This window comes from Kutzneria kofuensis, from assembly GCF_014203355.1.
Lineage (GTDB): Bacteria > Actinomycetota > Actinomycetes > Mycobacteriales > Pseudonocardiaceae > Kutzneria > Kutzneria kofuensis.
Genome location: NZ_JACHIR010000001.1, coordinates 8,299,867 through 8,318,778, shown reverse-complemented (window position 1 = coordinate 8,318,778; position 18,912 = coordinate 8,299,867). Strand labels below are relative to the sequence as shown.

The window sequence follows — 18,912 nt, the reverse complement described above, 5'->3', positions numbered from 1 at the left end:
CATTCAACTGCGCGGCGGCGGATATTTCCAGCGTGCCAAGGGATGTTCAACCCTCGACCGTGCGGTCACGCAGGTACGACTCGACGAACTGCCAGGTCTGCGCGCAGTTTCGGGCGGCGTCCGCGAGCCTGGTGACGCAGTGCGCCGGCAGCCGGTCCAGCAGGCTGCGCCAGTTGCGCGCCTCGACCTGGTGGGCGTCCAGCAGGCGCAGAACCATGCGTCCCGCGTCCGTGAAGCGGAGGGTCGGATCGGTGCGCAGCTGGGACAAGACCCTTGCCAGCTCGGCGACATCGGGCGGGGCGTCGTCGGTTCGCCGGCGCGTGTCGCCGCCGGCCGGTCGCCCACCGCACCGCCGGCCGACCGGATCGACGCCGTCCTGGACCTTGATCCGCACATCCCGCGCGGTGGCGACCGCGATGCCCGCGGCCGCGGCGATCTCGCGCAGCGATGCCTGCGGGTTGTCCATGATGAACTCGGCGGCGCGCTTTCGGCCGGCGCTGATGTCGGCGGGTCGGGCCCGGCCGTCCCGGCCGAGCCGGACGTTCGTCTGCGGAATGTCCGAGGACGAACGCTGTCGCACTGCGGCCACCGTCTTGTCCGACAGGCCGACCTTAGCGGCAATGACCCGATTCGACCACTGTGGACGCGAAGCGACGATCCTGGCGGCCGCGCTCAACCGGTCCTTGCGGCTCAGCGGGAGCCCCTGCACGGTGTTGCGCTCCACCGCGGCGATGAAGGCGTCCGTGCTGGTGCCGTGGAAGAACTCGACGTCCACGTGGCTCTCACCGCGCAGCCTCGCCGCGCTCAGCCGATGCATCCCGTCGATGACCCTCATGGTGGCCGGATCGACCAGCACCGGCGGCAGTCGCTGGCCGCACTCGGCCAGCATCGCGACATGGTGCTCGTCCTCACCGTCCGACCGGACCTGCTCCCCCGGCCGCAACGTGTCGATCGGCACCGTCGTGACGACGGGATCGGGCACCACCCGCAACGTGGGCATTGCGGTTTCCTCATCACCACAACGAATTTCCGCCGTCACATCACCAACGGCACCAGAGCCAGGACGAACCACAGTTCCCTCACACGAAAAGGCGATCACGGCAACACCCGCGCCGAGCCCACCGGGCCGGCGCTCAGGATTCGACGTCGCCCCGGGCGTTGTCGCACCGGGCACGACAGGTTTCACGTTGTACACCGACGACGGTCGGGAATTAACTGACCCGGTCGGGAATTAGCTGAGCGCTGAGCCGGCTATTCAGCGACGCCCAGCAAGGCGGAACCTGTCACGATCATGCGCGACGAACAGATCAAACCAACCGCGTTCATTGTTGCCCCCCGAAAATCCGTGACAGCGATGGCTCGACCATAACAGGCCGACCCGTTGCTGTCTCGGTGGTGAAGCGATTTCCGCCGATCGAACCGTGACCGCCGGCGGCGAGCATGATCACGAGCAGTGCTCAGCTCCGTGGCCGAACACCCAGCTCACATCGATGCGCGCACGACACCACCGACGTGCGCAGTTATGATCTTGCCGCGCGCGCCGATGCCTCCGGCGGGCCGCGAACCAGTGGAAAACCAGCGATTCGATCCGCCGGAAACGATCAACCATGCGCCGAACGGGACAATTCGTACAGCCGGTGACCCGAACCGATCAGCGTGATCGACGCGGTTCCGCCACCTTCGGCTTGACCAGGCTGAAAAGCGGGAAGTCCGATGCGGTGAACTGACCAGGGCGGACACTCGAGCAGTGGTCCAGCACGGCCGTCAACGCCGTCCGAAAGGCGTCCTCGAAGCGATCCGAGGCCACGACACCCGGACTCGGTTCACCGGGTGTCACCTCGACCTCCAGGTCGTGGGCCTGCGCTGTGGGCAGGCGTATCTCCCGGATGCGCCGCCACCCGGCCGGCAGGTCCGCCCACTGCGGATCGTGGTAGGTCAGGCGCAGGGTATGTGCGCCGGCCGCGCGTTCCCCACTCTCGGGCGACCGCAGTGCGTTCTTGGCCTCCGTGATCACGCCGGCGACATCGGAGGCCACGCTGAGCGCGACACGCCGTCGTGCGGTGTGCAGTCCGACCGCTGGGACCCCATCCGTGCGGCCGTCGCTGTCGACCTCCACCGTGATGTCGGACCAGCCATGACGTTCGCCGACCGCCAGCACCGCGGCGGCGACGAGCAGCTCGACCGTGGTGGTGCGGTAGGCCTCGTTGGCAGCGGCCAACCACGGTTTTCCCGTGCCGGCACCAGGAGTTCCACCCGCGAGCTCCGCGAGCAACACGGGCCAGGACTCCGGATCGACGCACAGCGGATGAGCGGCGATGACCAGTTGGCTCGCGGCACGCATGTGCACGATCGCCAGCACCGGGCCGTCGAAACGGGTTGTCATGGCCCCGAGCCGGGCGGCGTGCTCGTCCACTGTGGTCGTCTCGTCGTCGCACGCCTCGACGTGCACGACGCCATCGCCGCACAGAGTCGCGGACGGCCCGTCGGGGTCGAACCGGAGACGCAACCCGTCATGCCGGGAAGCCACTCGCCGCGCCTCGTTCACGATCTCGTTCGTGTCGATGCCGTCAGGCACCTGGACGACGTGCACCCGACCGCCCACCGGCGCGCCCACGGCGAGCGCCGCGCCCGTAGCACGCATCACCGGTGTCACCGCGACGGCCTCATCGCGGCCGACCACAGCGGCGAGTTCGGCGACCGTCGGCTGGTCGAACACGTCGATCAGCCGCACGCGCATGCCGTCGGCAGCCAGTTGGGACACCACCTGGATCGCCAGCAGCGAATCGCCGCCGAGGGCGAAGAAGTTGTCCTCGGCGCCGATCCGGTCCCGGTTGAGCACCTTCGTCCACACGCGAGCGACGAGTTCCTCGACCGGCCCCTCGGGTGGACGTGTCGAACCGGGTAGCGCCTCATCCGGCAGAGGTCGAGCAGCAAGCGCGGTTCGGTCGAGCTTGCCGTTGGCGCTGAGCGGGAAGCGGTCGGTGAGCAGGTACGCCGATGGCCAGAACGCCTGGGGAAGACACTGCTTGACCAGCGCTGCCAGGTCGGCGGTTGCCACCCCGTGCACGCCCGGGACCAAGTGGGCCACGAGTTCGAGCTGCCCGGTCCGACCCGGGCGCGCGACCACGGCCGCCTCCCGTACCGCGGGATGACTCAGCAGCACGGCCTCGATCTCGGCCGGCTCGATCCGCACGCCCCGAATCTTGACCTGCCCGTCCGACCGACCGAGGAACTGCAGCTCGCCGGCCGCCGTCCAGCGCACGATGTCCCCGGTGCGGTACATGCGCGCGTCCGGCTGCGCGGCGAACGGGTCCGGCACGAAGCGTTCGGCCGAGAGTTCCGGCCGGTTCAGGTACCCCCGCGCGACCTGCGGCCCGCCGAGGTAGAGCTCGCCGAAGGCGCCTCGTGGCAGCACCCGCCGCCGCCCGTCGAGCACGTAGGCCGTGACGTTCGGGATCGGCGTTCCGATCGTCGGCGCGCCGTCACCGGAGGCGGACACCACGCTGAAGGTCGACCAGACCGTGCTCTCGGTCGGTCCGTACTGGTTGACCACGCGGTACGAGGCCGCGGGCGAGGGCCGGCGGTTGAACCTGTCACCGCCGGTCAGCAAGAAGCGCAGCCGCGGCACCTGCTCCGGGTCGGTGTTGTCCAGGAACGCCTCGGCCAGCGGGGAGGGCAGGAAGCACACCGTCACGCCGGCGTCGTCCAGCCAGCGGGCGAACGCCTCCGGCTGCAACCGCAGCAACTCGTCCTCGGGCAGCACGATGGTCGCCCCGGCGACCAGTGACGGCCAGATGTCGCCGACGGAGGCGTCGAACCCGATGCCGGTCGCCCAGCTGACCACATCGGACGGGCCGAGCCGGTACTCGTCCAGGTACCAGGCGACGAAATGGCTGAGGGCCGCGTGCTCGATCGCCACGCCCTTGGGCTTGCCGGTGGACCCCGAGGTGTAGCACACATAGGCCACCTCACCCGGGCGTGACCGGTTCCCGGGCGCCGGGGTCGCGGCCTCGGCGTCCAGCGGCAGGCAGCGCCACGCACCGTCGGGGACGTCCGGCTGGTCGGTGAGCACCACCTTGGGCCCGGCGTCGGCCAGGATCCCGGCCAGCCGGGCGCTCGGCATGTCCGGCCCGATCGGCACGTACGCCGCACCGATCCGGAGCACAGCCAGGTAGCCGGCGATGAGGTCCGGCCGCCGGTGGCCGTGCACGACGACCATGTCCCCGTCGCCGACACCGGCGTCGATCAGGGCGTCAGCCAGCGCTTCGGATCGTTCGACGAGCTGACGGTAGGTCCAGGTGACCGTGCCGTGCACGAAAGCCACCGTGTCGGGGGCATTCCGTGCCTGTTCGTCCACCAGGTGCACGACGGTCGTGTGTCCGGCCGCGGCGCTCGGAGTGGCAGCGGCACCGGCCGCGGAGTGTTCATCGTCCACGTAGGACAATTCGGACTCGGCCGAGCCGGCAAGAGCGGCTGTTAGAAGGTCGAAGGTCCGCGCCATCGCGGTCATGGTGCCGGCGTCGAAGACATCGGTCGCGTACGACAACAGGGCCCGCGGACCGTCGGCGCAGCGTTCGACGAGGAACTCGAGGTCGAGCCGGCTCGCACCGACCTTTGTCGACACCGGCGCGCACCGCTGCGCGGCGGTTCTGTCCAGATAGGAAAACGCCACCTGCACCAGCGGATGCCGCCCCGGGTCACGGGCGACGCCGAGCTCCTCCACCAAGCGTCCGAAGGGGACGGTCATCTGGTCCCTGGTCTGATCTCGCAGCTGCGTGACGTGGTCCCGGACGCACGGCACATCGGACAGGTCCACAGCGACCGGCCGGATGTCGGTGAACGGGCCCAGGGCGCGCCCGGCGCCGTCGCGCCGGTGATCGTGCCAGACTCCGAGCACGAACTCGTCCCGCTGGCTGAACGCCCGGATGGTCAGAGCACAGGCGGTGAGCAGGACGACGTCGACGGTCGTGTCGCACGAGGTCGCGAGCGCGTCGAGCTGCGCCAGCCGGGCCTCGTCCACTGCCAAGGGAATTCGCCGCGTGCGGTGCACCGGCAGCTTGGGCCGAGGCAGGTCACTCGGCAGGTCGATCACCGGCGGCCGGCTCGTGACAAGTGATCGCCAGTGTTCGAGGAGTTCGACGGCCGCCTCGTCGGCATCGCCCTGCCGCCGGACGAGGTCCAGGAACTCGGCCGGGGAGATCGACTGTGACGTCGAGGTTTCCACACCGGACAAAGACCTCGGCTCGATCAGCTGCCGTGCGACGAGGTCGGCCGACCGCTGGTCGGCGATCGCCGCGTGCATCGCCACGACGAACAGCAGACGATCACCGTCCAACCGTGCCAGGGAGATTCGCCACAGCGGGCCCGATTCGACATCGAATCCGTCGTCGAGCTCGACGGCGACGGCGTCGTCGACCGACCGCGCCGGGCGGGAGATGATCACCACGTCCGGCGCCGGGTCCAGCACGAGCTGCCGGACATGACCGTCCACCGACCGCAGCACCGTACGCAACACCTCGTGGTCACGGGCGAGGTCACGGGCCGCAGCGGCCAGCCCGTCGACGTCGAGCGGGGCGTCGGTCTCCCAGACCGAGACCACGACGTCGGCGGCATCGCGAGGCTCAAGCCGGTTCAGTACCCACAAACGCTGCTGCGCGAGCGAACTCGGCAGAATGCGAGCCCCGCTCACAGGGGCGCCTCCCAGAGCGCGATCGGTCCACCGCCCGATGCGGACGAATCGCCCCCGAACAATCTTCGAGCAGCACGAACAGAACTACTCCACATGGTTCCCCCCTTGTGGCAGCGTCTCGACCGGGTCGGCTTTCCCAAAGTGCCGGTGGCCAGGTTCGGGCGAGCGTACACTGCCCGAAACCTCTCTGGCAACAAAGGGAAACCGATGCCATCACCGCAGGAACAGGCCGAAATCGAGGCACTTTTCGTCGAGATGGTGACCGACCGCCAGGCGGTCGGCGGCTCGCTGAGTGTTCTCGACGAACACGGGATCACCACCTGGACCACCGGGGTCACCTCGGTCGTCGCGCCGGTGCCGGTCGGGCCGGAGACCGTGTTCCGGATCGAGTCGCACACCAAGCTGGTGACCACCGCTCTGGTGCTCCAGCTGTGCGACCTGGGCCGGCTCGGTCTCGACGACGAGATCCGTGACCACCTGCCCGCCGACTGCGCGGCGCCGGCCGGGTTGACGGTGCGGCACCTGCTGTCGCACCAGAGCGGCCTGGCCGACCTGCCGCCCGAGGCGAACGACAACCTGCACCGGCCGGCGGCCGAGCTGACCGGGCACATCCTGCGCGCGCCGCTGCTGTTCCGGCCGGGCACGCAACACAGCTACAGCACCACGGCCTTCATCGTGCTGGGCGCGGTGATCGAACATGTCACGGGCATGCCGTGGGAGACCGCCGTACAGTACGGTGTTCTCGACCCGCTGGGCATGACCGGCGCGTGCACCACCACGGAACGCGCGCTGGCCCGGCACGTCGGCATCGGGCATCGGTTCGATGAGGACAGTGCCACGGTCGTGCCGGTCACCGACCCGTGCCCGGTCGGGCTCGCCGCGACGGCCGGGATGTTCGCCAGCACAACGGATCTTGTGCGACTCGCGGCCCTGTACACCCGACGGGGAGCGGTCGACGCCACCCAGCCCGTGTTCAGCGAGACCAGCCGCGTGCAGGCCACCCGCGCCCAGCGTCCCATCCACGCGGCGTTCGCGCCCGGCATGAGTCAGGGGCTCGGCTGGCAACTAGCCACATGGGGTGGGCGTGACCTACTGCTCCACCAGTCGTTCGGCCGCGGCACCAGCGGCAGTATCGCCATGGACGTGGACACCGGTGTCGGCTACGCGGCACTGGTCAACTCCGAGGCGGGCGAACACGTCTGCATCGACCTGTCCCAGGCGATGCTCGACCGGCTCTACGGGCTCACGGTCCCCGGCCACGCCGAGCCGGGGCCGTCCGGAGACCGGGACATCGCCAAGTACGCCGGGACGTACACCCACGACCTCTACCACTCGTACCGGGTCGAGCCACATGGGACGGACGGCCTGAAGTTGTTGGCCGACAACGTCTATCACCTCGAGGAGCCGGTGCAGGCGCCCGCGCCGCTGCGCCAGCTGGACGATCACAGGTTCGCCTACCACTCGGGTTTCGTGGTGTTCGGCGGCTTCGACGGCGGCGGCTCGCCGACCACGTTGCACGTCCGCAACCGGCTCGCCGCGCGGGTCTAGATCCCTGGCCGAGCAACGGATTGCGCGGCCTTGACGGCGGAACGGTCTGCGTTAGACTCGCCGAGGGGCCATGCGGGCAGGCTGGTTGTCCGCCAACATCTTTCCTGATTCGAGGATGTCGCCCGCCCATGCGGCGGGAGTTGCCGGGGGGCGGTTTATGGGGGAGTCGGGCACGCGCTTCCAGGTCGTGGCCCTGGAACATCGCAAGCTGAACCGGGACGCGCTCGACCAGCTGGCCGCCGCGCACATCTCGGCCGGGAACGAGACGTCCCGTTCGGAACTGTTCCGCCGTGGACTCGGCGCCCCAGTCGACGACCTCGCGGTGATCGACAAGTGCAACGCGATCATGGTGGCGGCGACCTTCGCCGTGCCGACCGACCGGCATTTCGCCCGCGATCTGCTGCTGCGACGGTGGCTCGATCTCGCGCCCGGACTCGGCCCGCACCTGCCGCGGGTCGAACACCACTGCGGGGCCAAGGCCGTCGAGTTCCTCGGCGAGGTCGCGGTCGGCCTGCACAGCGTGGTGCTGGGCGATTCCCAGGTCTACGCCCAGGTCGTCGCCGGCCTCGCCGAGGCCCGCACGGCCGGACGACAGGACTCCGCGTTCACCCTCCTCGCGCGCCGGCTGCGTCCGCTGCTGCACGCGGTCCGCACCACCACCTCGCTGCAACAGGGCAACGTCTCCCTGGAGCGGGTCGCCTGCTCACGCATCGCCCGGGTCACGTCGGCCCGGTCCGTCGCCGTGGTCGGGCTCGGCCGCACGGGTCGGCTGATCGCCGAGATCCTCGGCAAGGAGACCGCCCACGAGGTGTTCGCGTGCAACCGGACGCCCGGCAAGGCCGGGGCCGCGCGCGAGGTCGACTGGGGCGATCTCGACCGCATCGCCGAGGCGGACGTGATCGTGCTGTGCCTGACCAACACTCCGGAGACGGTGGCGTACGCGGGCAAGCTGTTCGGCCACCTGACCGAGCGGCACCTGCTGATCGACATGTCCTCGCCGTCGATCACCCGGCAGCTCGACGCCACGACGACCGCAGAGGTCGTCGGCATCGACCACCTGTCCGAGGACGCCGCCAGCAACCTGTCCGCACGCAAGCAGTCGGTGAACAAGGCGCGCCGGATCGTCGGCGAGTGGACCGAGGAGGTCATCACGGCGCTGACCGCACCACCACCCGTCGTCAGCTGGCGACCACCAGACGACCCCGGGCTGCTGGCGCACCGCGCACGTGTCCTGACGCACTGGCGAGACCAGCTGGCGGCGGAGGGGTTCGCCGAGATCCAGACACCGTGCCTGGTGCCCGCCGACCTCGTCACGGAGGGGCTGGCCCGCCGGCGGTCCGCGCAGCTGCACCACCAGCTCGCCGTGGTCGGCGGCATGGACAAGGTCTACGAGATCGGTCCCGTCTGGGACGGCGAGGAAACGACGATGCTCCAGGTGGAGATGCGTGCACCGGTGGACCTGAGCGATCTGGCGCGGCGCGCTGTGGACCTGGTCCGGTTGGCCGTTCCGATGGCGGACGGGCCGGCGTCCACCCTGGACTACGGCGAGGCGCTCGACCGGCTCAACCGGGCCGGGCATGACGTCGACTACGGGATCGAGCTGTCGTTCGCGCACCGCCGCCTGCTCGGCGACCTGATCGGGGAGCGGGTGTTCGTGGTCACCAACCACCCGGCGTCCCGGCAGCGGTTCGCCGCAGCCCGGGGCAGTGCGGTGGGACGGACCGCCACCTTCGACGTCGTCCTGGACGGGCACCGGGTCGGTGACGGCGGCCTGCACGAGACCGATTCCCATGAGCTACGCAAGCAGGTGGCGCTGGCCGGGTTGCCCGCGCAGCGGTACGACTCGTTCATCGCCCACCTCGACCAGGCCCCTCCGCACGGCGGCTTTCGGCTGTCCCTGGACCGGCTGACGGACCGCTCCCGTGTCACGCAGCCGGGTCGCGAAGGGATCCAGGGGTGAGCCGCCGGCCCGCCGTCATCCTGATCGGCTCAGGATCCGAGCAACGGCACCGTGAACTGCTGGCGGAGCTGGGCGAGGCCGCCGCCGTCACCCTGCTGCAGCCCGGCGAGATCGGGTGGCAGCTGCCGTTCGTGGCCCGGGCGATGTCGATCGACCCCACGGATCTGCCGTCCGTGGTGCGAACAGTGGCCGAGCTGGCCCCCGGTGTCGATGGCGTGCTCAGCTACGAGGAGATCCTGCTGCCGTTGGTCGGCGAGGTGACCCGACACACCGGCGTGCCGGGCCTGCCGTACCCAGCCAGCCTGGTCGTCCGGGACAAGCACGCCCAGCGCAGCCGGCTGAACGAGGCCGCCGGCCTGCGCCCGGTCCGGTCCGTGGTCGTCCGCGACGTCGAGGCCGCGGCTGCCGCGGCGGCCGCCATCGGCTATCCGGTCGTGGTCAAGCCCCGCAACATGTCGGGCAGCCTGGGCGTGACCGTCGTGGCCGACGAGGCGGAGCTCGCGGCCGCGGTCGCGTTCGGGCTGGATGCGAGGGGCGGCGGCATGGACCCGATCGGCGATGCCATCGTCGAGGAGTTCCTCGACGGAGTCGAGTTCAGCGTCGACTGCTGGGTGCTCGACGGCCGCGCCGGCGCGCTGTTCACCGGTCGGATCACCAAGGGCTTCGCGCCGCAGGCGATCAACACCGGCTGCGTGGTGGGCCGTGGCATCGCCGCCCCGGAGGCGCTCCGGGCCGTCGAACACGCCGGGTGCCTCGCGGCGGTGGAGTGCGGCCTGAACCGGACGATCGCCAACGTCGACCTCCGCTGGGTCGACGGCGAGCCGCGCGTGCTCGAGGTGAACGGCCGGCCAGCGGGCGAGGCGCTCCCCCGCCTCGCCGGCATGTCCTCGGGGCTGCGGGTCGGCACGGCGCTGGCCGAGGTGGTCGCCGGGCGCGAACCGGCCGCGCCTCCGTCCCCGCGACGGGCGGCGGGCATCGCCTTCCTGTACCCCCGGGCAGCCGGTCCGTTCCGGGGGCTCACCGTGCCTCCGGACCTCGACGTCGTCGAGGTCCGGGAGACCCGTGCGGTCGGCGAGGTGGTGGCGCCTCCGCCTGAGGATCCCTGGGGCCGGGTCGGCTGGGTGATCGCCACCGGCCCGGACGCGGACGCGGTGGCGACCAAGCTGGCCGATGCCAGGGCCCGGATCACATGACGGGCTCAGCCGCCCACGAGGGTGCGCACCCGGTCGGCGCCGACGGCGAGCAGCAGCGTGGGCAACCGCGGCCCGGTCTCGCTACCGACCAGCAGCTGGTAGAGCAGGACGAAGAAGGCGCGCTGGGCCACCTTCAGCTCCGGCGTCGGCGGCGTGTCCATGGGCAGGCCGGCCATCAGCTTGGGCACGCCGTAGACCAGCGTGGTCAGCCCGTCCAGCGACCACTCGTCGGTGAGCCGGGCCAGCAGTGTCTTGATCATCTGCTGCTCGGTCTCGTCCAGCCGGGACAGCCGATCGGTGTCCGGCTCGGCCAGCACCCGGGTGTGCTGCTCGGCCGGCATGTACGTGTCGACCCAGTGCTGCGCGCAGTCGATCCGCGGCCGGACCTGCTCGAGGTCGGTGATCGGATCCTGGGTGTCCACCCCGCCCAGGATCCGCAGGGTCTGCTGCTCGTCGCCGGTGGTGATGTCGACGATCGACGCCAGCGTGCGATAGGCGATCCGGCGCGGGGTCTCCGGCAGCTCGACGGCCGCGGTGCGGACCGAGCGGTCGTACGCCGCCGCGTCACCCGGCGACGCCGTACCCTGCCCGATCCGGTTGGTGAGCGCGTCCCACTCGTCGTACAACCGGTAGATCTCCTGGTCGAACGCGATCTTGAAGGACTGGTTCGGCCGGCGCCGGGCGTACAGCCACCGCAGCACCGCGGGCTCCATGATCCTGAGGGCGTCCCCCGGCGTCGGCACGGCGCCGGCCGAACTGCTCATCTTCGCCATGCCGGTGATGCCGACGAACGCGTACATCGGGCCGATCGGCTGGGTGCCGCCGAAGACCTGGCCCACGATCTGGCCGCCGACCTCGTACGAGGAGCCCGGCGACGAGTGGTCGACCCCCGAGGGCTCGAACAGCACGCCCTCGTACGCCCACCGCATCGGCCAGTCGACCTTCCACACCAGCTTGCCGCTGGTGAACTCCGAGAGCAGCACCGTCTCGCTGTGCCCGCACTCGCAGGTGTAGGTCATCTCGGTCGTCTCGTCGTCGTACCGGGTGATCGTGGTCAGGTCGCGGCCACAGCTCGTGCAGTACGGCTTGAACGGGTAGTACGCCGCGCCGGTGCGCTCGTCGCCGGAGGCGTCCGGGTCCTCCACCGGCTTCTTGGTGCGGTACCGGGCGAGGATGGCGTCGATCTCGGCGCGCTTGCTCATGGCCAGCAGCACCTGGTCGCGGTAGGCGCCGCTGGTGTACATCTCGGTCTGGCTGATGCCCCGGTAGCGCACGCCGAGCTGGTCGAGCGCCGTCATCATGGCCGCCTTGAAGTGCTCGGCCCAGTTCGGGTACTCGCTGCCGGGCGGGGCGGGCACCGAGGTCAGCGGCTTGCCGATGTGCTCGGCCCAGGACGGGTCGATGCCAGCGGGCACGCGTCGGAACCGGTCGTAGTCGTCCCACGAGATGATGTGCTCGCAGTCGCGGCCGCGGCGGGCGATCTCGTCCGCGACCAGGTGCGGCGTCATCACCTCACGCAGGTTGCCCAGGTGGATCGGACCCGACGGGCTCAGTCCCGACGCGCACACGATCGGTTCTCCCGGGGCCCTGCGATCGGCCGCCGCGACAACCTCGTCCGCGAACCGCGAGACCCAATCCGCCTCCACCGACTGAACCACTTGCCGCACACATCCCTTCACGAACACCGATGACACCCATTATCCCGGGCCACCTGCGCCATCCGGCGACCGGCCCCGCACCGACCACTGTGGAAAGGCGACCGACGTGGCCACCGAGGCGATCCGACCGGCGATCATGCAGGAGCAGTACTTCGACTCCCACGGGCACGTCTGGGACCGCCCCTGCCGTCCGGTGTGCCTGTCCTACCGGATCACCGGTGACCTCTCGGTCGACGCACTGCGCGGCGCACTCGCCGACCTGCCCGTGCTGCACGACGCGCTGAGGTGGTCGTTCCAGGTGGATGGTAGTCGTCTCACCGCCACCATCGCCGAGTCGGCGCGGATCCCGCTGCTCGTCGAAGACGGCTCGGACCTGGACGCGGCGATGGATCGCCTGCACGAGGCCGTCGTCGAGGCCGTTCACCCGGCGGTGGCGCCCATGGCCCGTGCGGGCCTGATCCGGCTCGGCCCCGCCGACCACGTGTTCGTGCTCGCCGTCGACCACCGGGTGGCCGACGGCCGGTCGGCCACCCGGCTGCTGCAGGACCTGTGCGAGCGGTACGACTGCCATGTCCGCGGTGCCGCCGAACCGCCGGTCGTACGGGCCAAGCAGTTCTCCGCGTGGTCGGTCGAGCAGCGGGAAACCCTGGACGCGGCGGAGATGGACCGGCTGGTCTCGTACTGGCGGTCGCACATCGGCCCCACCCCGGAGCCGGCCCGCAATCCCCTACCCGCGTTCGGGCAGGACGCGACGAGCAACCGCCTGCACACCACGCGAGTGGAACTGCCGCCCGGCTTCGCCGCATCGGCCGGCAAGTTCGCCGCCGACCACTGCGTCACGCCCTTCGCCGTGTACGCCGGCATCCTGCTGGCGGCGACGCGGTCCCTCAGCGGTGCGGACAGCTGCGTGATCACCATGAACTGCGCCAACCGCGATCTCGACGAGGACGACTCGGTGGTGGGCATGTGCACCACCGAGATCTACGTTCGGACCGCCCTGCACGGCGACGTGGCCGAGCTGGCCGAGAACTTCATGGAGTCGCTGTTCGACTGCCTGGACCACGCGAACTGCCCGCCGCGGCTGTTGACCAGGACGGTGTGGCCGGACGCCGATCTCTACCGGCAGGGCCTGCTCATCCTGGCGACCGCCGCGCTGGACATTCCCTTTCCCCTGACCGGAGTGCGCGCCGAGCCGACCGCGTTCCGGTCGGAGTCCGGGATGGGCGCGAGCCTGCTCGTCCGCGTGCTCGCGGACCAGGATCCGTCCGTCGCCCTGATGCACTGCTCGGCCGACGCCGACCGGATCGAGACGACCGAGGCACTCGGCGCCCGGTATCTGGCGGTGGCACAGGAGCTGATGCGGTCGGTCGGCTGAGCGCGAGGCCGCGGCCGCGTCAGTCGACCGCGGCCGCGGCGAGTTCCGCGGCGAACCGGCGCGGCGTCGGCGCCTCGATCAGCACCCTGAGCCCGACCCGCACCCCGGTGAGGGTGCGAGCCCTGCTCACCAGCCGGGCGCCCAGCAGCGAACGGCCGCCCTCGGTGAAGAAGTTCGAGTCCGCGTCCACGTCGTCCCGGCCCAGCAGTTCGCGCCACAGCGCGACGCAGTCCGCGACCAGGTCCGGCGATGCCTCAGCCGTCACGATGTCCCTCCTACGGCCAGATGACGACGGATCGTCGCCAGGAACGCGCTGACCTCACGACCACTGGTCACCCGGTGGTCGAACGTGGCGGTCAGCGTCAAAGGCTGCCCGGGCAGCTCCAGGTCGCCGCCGACGCCGAGGGCCAGGGCCTGCCTGTGGTTGAGCAGTGGTTGGAAGAACAGCACGTTCTCCATGGACAAGTCGCTGATGGTCAGGCTCGACTCGGCCACGTCGGCCGGTGTGAGGGTGCCGTCGACGTAGCGGGACACCAGCTCCATCAACCGGTCCTCGACCGGCTCGTCCTGGCGCACGACACCGACCTTGAGCCCGTCGCCGAGATCGATGGCCACCCCGATGTCGATGGTCGACCGAAGCCGGACGCCGTCGTCGTAGTAGCCGTTGAGTTGCGGGAAGTCGGCCAGCGCCCGGGCCGTCGCGGCGACCACGCGGCCGAGCAGCCGAACGGTGGGCAGATCCGCGGTGTCCGCGTCGGCCCGGATCCGTTCGCCGGCGAACTGGACCGACAAGGAGGCATTGAGCACGTTGGCCTCCGTCAGCCGCGCGACCTCCAGCGACTTGGTCGCGGTCGGCCGGGTCAGCCGGCCGTGAACCTCCTGTGCGTCGGCGAGCGTGACCAGGTCGTAGTCGGCGAAGGCGCTGTCCGGAATGCCGTGCTCGGTCATGTAGCGGGCCGCCGCGGCGGAGTACCGCCCGGTGCGCGCCTCCGGTTCGACCGGCTCGGCGCGATCACGGACCATGGCGTCGACCTCGGCCTGGTCGGCGCAGACGTACGCGAGCAGGTCCCCCACCCCGATCACGTCCGCGACGGCGGCGCTGCGCACCACGATGCCGGCGTGCGGACTGACCACGTCGACGCTGACCTTGGCCGTCTCCACGGCGGCGATCGCGTCGCCCACCGCGACGGCAGCCCCGTCCTCGACCAGCCACTCCGTGATCCGCGCGGTGGGATCGTTCGCGCTCAGCTGCTCCAACCTGATCTCAACGGGCATCGGTGCTCACCGCCTTGATTCCGTCCAGCGCCGCGTCCACGACGTCGTCGACCCCCGGCAGCGCGTGCTGCTCGGCGACCCGGCCGGCGGGAATTCCGTGCGGCGCCGCCGCGACCCGCCGCACCACCGTCGGCAGTCCCCGTTCGGCCACCCGCGCGCCGACTTCGGCCCCGAAGCCGGCGAAGCCCTGCCCCTCCTCGGCGATCACCAGGACCGGCGCGGAGCCGACGGCCTCGCGCAGGCCGGCGAAGTCGAGCGGGTACAACTGGGTCGGGCTGATCACCTGGGCGATCACATCGTGCTCGGTGAACAACCGCTCGCACGCGAGCACCAGCTCGTGGCAGATGCCACCGTGCCCGAGCAGCGTGACAGTCGCCGGCCGGGCGGGCCGCAACCACATCGTCGGAAACCGCTCGTCCGACCTCAGCAGCGTGAACCCGGCGGGCAGCGACTCCGCCGGCACACGCCCGTACAACTGCTTGTTCTCGACCAGCAGCGTAGGTCCGGTGCCGCCCCGCGCGACCTCGCCGACGACGAGTTCCGGCGCGGCCAGGCCGTTGTGCGCCAGCACACGCAGCCCGGGCACACCGAGGAACATCCGCTCGAGCGACTGGCTGTGCGTCGGGCCGTACCCGCGGCCGCCTCCCATCGGCGTCCGCAGCACCACGTCCGGCCCCTGCCCGGCGAGGAAGCCCAGTTTGGCCGCCTGGTTGACCAACTGGTCGGCCGCGAGCGTGACGAAGTCGCCGAACATGACCTCGACCAGGCTGAGCGCGCCGCCCAGGGCGAGGCCGGTGGCCACACCGACGATGGCCGCCTCCGAGATCGGCGTGTTCCGGACCCGGTCCGGGTGCAGCGTCGACAGTCCGCCGGTCACCTTGAACGCGCCGCCGTACGGGGCGCGGACGTCCTCGCCGATCAGGTACGCGTCGGGCCGGGAACGCATCAGGTCCGCCAGCGCGGACCGCAGTCCGTCGACGAACCGGGCGCGCGGTGCGTCCGCCTTCGACCACGTGATGTCCCGCCGTGGCTCGGCCGGCACCGGGACGGTGCCCGGACCGGCGGCGAGGGCCGCCGCCGTGGCGTTGTCCACCACGCGCTCGACCTCGTCGCGGACGGCGAGCACATCGGGGTCGTCGGCGTCGATCAGCGTGGTCAACGGATCACGGGACCGCAGCCGAGCGATCTCCGCCGGGTCGCGGTCGTCGTCGCCCTTCGAATGGGCACCCAGCCGGGCGGTGCGCACCTCGAGGACGAACGGCCCGGCGCCCGAGCGCACAGCGCGCACCGCGTCTCGTGCCGTGGCCCACAGCTCCTCCCAGTGCCAGGTGTCGGCCTGGCCGTGGCGGATGCCGAACGCCTCGGCCCGGCCGGCGATGGTGCCGGCGAGCGCGTCCTCGGTCCGGGTCGACTGGGCGTATCCGTTCGCCTCCACGACGAACAGGACCGGCAGGCGCCACAGGGAGGCGAGGTTGAACACCTCGTACACGACGCCCTCGCCGAGCGTGCCGTCCCCGATGAAGCACACCGCGATCCCGTCGTCCCGGTTCGCCATCGCGAGGCCCGCGGCGATCGGCACGCAGCCGCCCTGCACCCCGGTCGACACGAACCGGTCGGTGTGCAGGTGCTGGCTGCCGCCCCGGCCCTGGTTGACCCCGTTGGCCCGGCCCAGCACCTCACCGACCAATCCGGGCACGTCGCCCGTCACGGCCAGGTAGTGCCCGTGGCAGCGGTGGTTGGACAGGACCTTGTCCGAGGCGACCAGATGATCGGCGACGGCGACCGCGCTGAACTCCTGCCCGATCGCGGTGTGCACGGTGCCGGGCACCTCGCCCCGGGCGTACAGCTCGAGCAGCCGCTCCTCGACCCGCCGCACGAGCAGGGCGCCGCGGACCAGCCGGCGGCGGTCCGGCCCGGTCACGTCCGCACCCCGGCGCCGCAGGTGATCGCGTCCGCCGACTGGCCGGACCGGGTCCGCCCGCAGTCCCGGCAGACATAGTTCCACCCGTCCTTGAGCACCATCGCGCGGCCGCTGTCCGGGCAGCTGAACTCCTGCGGCTCGTCGACCTCGTGGGTGTGCGCCACGTCCGGCTGGCCGGCGACGGGCCGCCAGCTGTCGAAGTCGCCGACGAGAGCGTCGAGGTAGGCCATGACCCGGGCGGCGGCGTCCAGTCCGCAGCGCTCGGGCGGCGTGCCCGCGCGGACCGCGTCCACGAATGCGCGCATCTGGTGGAAGTAGCCCTGCACGAACAGGGAGCCGCCGTGCAGGTTGCCCAGCGAGAACTCCGGCTCCCAGACGCGCGGTCCCAGGTCGGCAGGCGCCTGGTCGGTCACCGGAGGCAGATAGCTCGTGCTCGTGCCGTACGGGCCACGCGTGCCGGGCGGGTAGTACCGCAGGTACGCCCCGTTCTCCAGGGATGCGCTGGCGCCGGTGCCGACGATCTCCAGCCGCTCCACCGGCGCCAGCCCGGACCGGGAGTTGGCCAGGTTCACCGTGCCGACGATGCCGTCGGCGTGCACGTTCAGCACGACGCCGGCGCCGGACGGCGAGCGCACCGTCTGCACCCGGGCGGGCGAGCCGAACAGCTGGTCGATCACCGAGGCGACGTGCACGAAGTCGTCGAGGAACCGACGGCCGGACGGTGAGCGCAGGTTGCCGATCTGCGCCGGCATGTCCACGTCGTAGCTGTAGCTGTACTGGGTGACCGGCCCGAACTCGGGTTGCGCGATCAGCTGTCCCAGCCTGTGCACCGCGGGGGAGAACACCTTCTTGAAGCCGACCTGAGCGAACGTGCCGCCCTCGGCCGCTGCCGCCGCCATCCGGCGCACCCCGCTCACGTCGGCCGCGGGCGGCTTCTCCAGCCACACCGGCACGCCGCGACGCAGGATGCGCTCCACGACGGGCGGGTACAGCGGCTCGCCCGTCTCGTCGTCGAATCCGACGACCACCACCACGGCGTCGAGACCGCCCTGGTCGAGCATCTCGTCGACGTCCTCGTGGGCCACCGCGTCCGTGCCGAGCGAGCGAGCGTAGAGCTCGGCCTTGTCGCGATGCAGGTCGCAGAAGGCAACCATGATCGCCTCGGGGATCTGGCGCACCGACGGCAACACGTTCCGATAGGCGTGCCCGCCACAGCCGACGACCCCGATCCTGGTCGGCTCGACGACCAGGATCTCGCCCTCCCGACCGAGAATTCGCACCGGCACCGCTACCCTCCGATCGATTCGGTGACCACGTCGCGGCCGGCGACCGGCCGCAGCACCACCTCGTCCGCCTGAATGCCTCGTTCGACCACGAGACGGACGATCTGCCTGGCGACCTCGCGCGGTGCGAGCATCGGCCGCGATCTGCGGTCCGGACTGACCATCGCGGTGTCCATGAGGCCGGGCTGCACCACGCTGACGCCGACGCCCACGGGCTCGGCCTCGGCGCGCACGGCCGCTGCCAGCGCCGTCACGGCGTTCTTGGTCACCGAGTACAGGTCACCCGGCACCACCGTGCGGCCGACGACGGAGCCGACCAGCACGAGCCGGCCCCGGGCCGGCACCAGCATCGGCAACGCCAACCTGGCGGTCGCAGCCGTGCCGAACACGTTGAGCAGGACCATTTCCCGCCACCGCGCCAGCGGTTCCCGTGGCTGCAGGAAACTCTGGTCGAGGGCGATGCCGGCGTTGGCCACCGCGGCGGCCAACTCGTCGGTCACCGCACGGACGCGCTCGCCGAGCTCCACCACGCTCACCGGATCGGTGATGTCGGCGGGGATGGCGGTGGCAGGCCCCAGCGGCCGCAGGTCGGCGACGAGGGCGTCGAGGGCGTCTGTGTCCCGGGCGGTGAGAACCGGGTGGTAGCCGGCCCGGCAGAAGGCGGCTGCCAGCTCCCTGCCGAGTCCTCCGGTCGCACCGGTCACCAGGCAGTACGGACGTGCCGGCTCATCACGGCGGTCGACTGTGACGTCCCGGACGGCACGCACGCGGCGGGAGTACTCGGCCTCGGTCAGCCCGGCGATGCCATGGACGTGCAACCGCACCAGCAGCACCGGGTGCACCCCGTCCGCAAGCAGAAGCCCGACGTCGCCGGTCCGCACGGCTTGCCGCTCGCGCTCGGTCAGGCCGAACCGCGACAGCGCTCCGTCCAGGTCGGACCGGGCCAGTGCGAGCAGGTCCGGGTCGGCGTTCAGCCGATGACAGAACTTCTCCACTTCGGCAACGGACAC

Annotated in this window: 12 protein-coding genes; 4 read left to right on the top strand and 8 right to left on the bottom strand. The window is 71.0% G+C overall.

What is annotated here, in order from left to right:
• Positions 1–46: 46 nt before the first annotated feature.
• Positions 47–1,000 carry a ParB/RepB/Spo0J family partition protein gene (locus tag BJ998_RS37605; protein WP_184868035.1) on the bottom strand — a complete coding sequence of 318 codons (954 nt, stop codon included), beginning with the start codon at positions 998–1,000 and terminating at the stop codon, positions 47–49.
• Positions 1,001–1,651: 651 nt separating this feature from the next.
• The gene (locus tag BJ998_RS37600) at positions 1,652–5,689 is read right to left on the bottom strand and encodes a non-ribosomal peptide synthetase (RefSeq protein WP_184868034.1); all 4,038 of its coding nucleotides are present in this window, start codon (positions 5,687–5,689) and stop codon (positions 1,652–1,654) included.
• Between the two features lie 207 nt (positions 5,690–5,896).
• On the opposite strand from BJ998_RS37600, the gene BJ998_RS37595 reads away from it, so the two are divergent.
• The 3 genes from BJ998_RS37595 to BJ998_RS37585 all read left to right on the top strand — a co-directional run bounded on the left by BJ998_RS37595 (position 5,897) and on the right by BJ998_RS37585 (position 10,390).
• On the top strand, positions 5,897–7,237 hold the full coding sequence (locus BJ998_RS37595) for a serine hydrolase domain-containing protein (RefSeq protein ID WP_184868033.1): 1,341 nt from the start codon (positions 5,897–5,899) through the stop codon (positions 7,235–7,237).
• Between the two features lie 157 nt (positions 7,238–7,394).
• Positions 7,395–9,197 (top strand): amino acid--tRNA ligase-related protein, encoded by a 1,803-nt coding sequence (locus BJ998_RS37590; RefSeq protein ID WP_184868032.1) that lies wholly within the window; start codon positions 7,395–7,397, stop codon positions 9,195–9,197.
• Positions 9,194–10,390, top strand: coding sequence for an ATP-grasp domain-containing protein (locus tag BJ998_RS37585; protein ID WP_184868031.1), 1,197 nt, complete (start codon positions 9,194–9,196; stop codon positions 10,388–10,390). The genes BJ998_RS37590 and BJ998_RS37585 overlap by 4 nt, the downstream gene beginning before the upstream one ends.
• Before the next feature lie 5 nt (positions 10,391–10,395).
• Here the strand turns inward: BJ998_RS37585 and lysS are convergent, their stop codons facing one another.
• A complete protein-coding gene (lysS, locus tag BJ998_RS37580) occupies positions 10,396–12,036 on the bottom strand; it encodes a lysine--tRNA ligase (RefSeq protein WP_312890511.1) in 1,641 nt (546 codons plus the stop codon).
• A 118-nt stretch (positions 12,037–12,154) separates the two neighbouring features.
• Here lysS and BJ998_RS37575 point away from each other — a divergent pair, with 118 nt between their 5' ends.
• Complete coding sequence (locus tag BJ998_RS37575) at positions 12,155–13,423, top strand: condensation domain-containing protein (protein WP_184868030.1); 1,269 nt, start codon at positions 12,155–12,157, stop codon at positions 13,421–13,423.
• Positions 13,424–13,442: 19 nt separating this feature from the next.
• On the opposite strand, the gene BJ998_RS37570 is transcribed toward BJ998_RS37575, so the two are convergent.
• From BJ998_RS37570 to BJ998_RS37550, 5 genes are read right to left on the bottom strand one after another with little or no spacing between them, the layout of a single operon-like run.
• Complete coding sequence (locus tag BJ998_RS37570) at positions 13,443–13,688, bottom strand: phosphopantetheine-binding protein (protein ID WP_184868029.1); 246 nt, start codon at positions 13,686–13,688, stop codon at positions 13,443–13,445.
• Positions 13,685–14,698, bottom strand: a complete 1,014-nt coding sequence (locus BJ998_RS37565; RefSeq protein ID WP_184868028.1) for a 2-oxo acid dehydrogenase subunit E2 — start codon at positions 14,696–14,698, stop codon at positions 13,685–13,687. The genes BJ998_RS37570 and BJ998_RS37565 overlap by 4 nt, the downstream gene beginning before the upstream one ends.
• Positions 14,688–16,619: a dehydrogenase E1 component subunit alpha/beta gene (locus tag BJ998_RS37560; protein WP_221338261.1), complete on the bottom strand. Its 1,932-nt coding sequence runs from the start codon at positions 16,617–16,619 to the stop codon at positions 14,688–14,690. Before BJ998_RS37560 ends, BJ998_RS37565 begins: the two co-directional genes overlap by 11 nt.
• Positions 16,616–17,905: a Gfo/Idh/MocA family protein gene (locus BJ998_RS37555; protein ID WP_184868027.1), complete on the bottom strand. Its 1,290-nt coding sequence runs from the start codon at positions 17,903–17,905 to the stop codon at positions 16,616–16,618. The genes BJ998_RS37560 and BJ998_RS37555 overlap by 4 nt, the downstream gene beginning before the upstream one ends.
• A 2-nt stretch (positions 17,906–17,907) precedes the next feature.
• Positions 17,908–18,912 (bottom strand): SDR family NAD(P)-dependent oxidoreductase, encoded by a 1,005-nt coding sequence (locus tag BJ998_RS37550; protein WP_184868026.1) that lies wholly within the window; start codon positions 18,910–18,912, stop codon positions 17,908–17,910.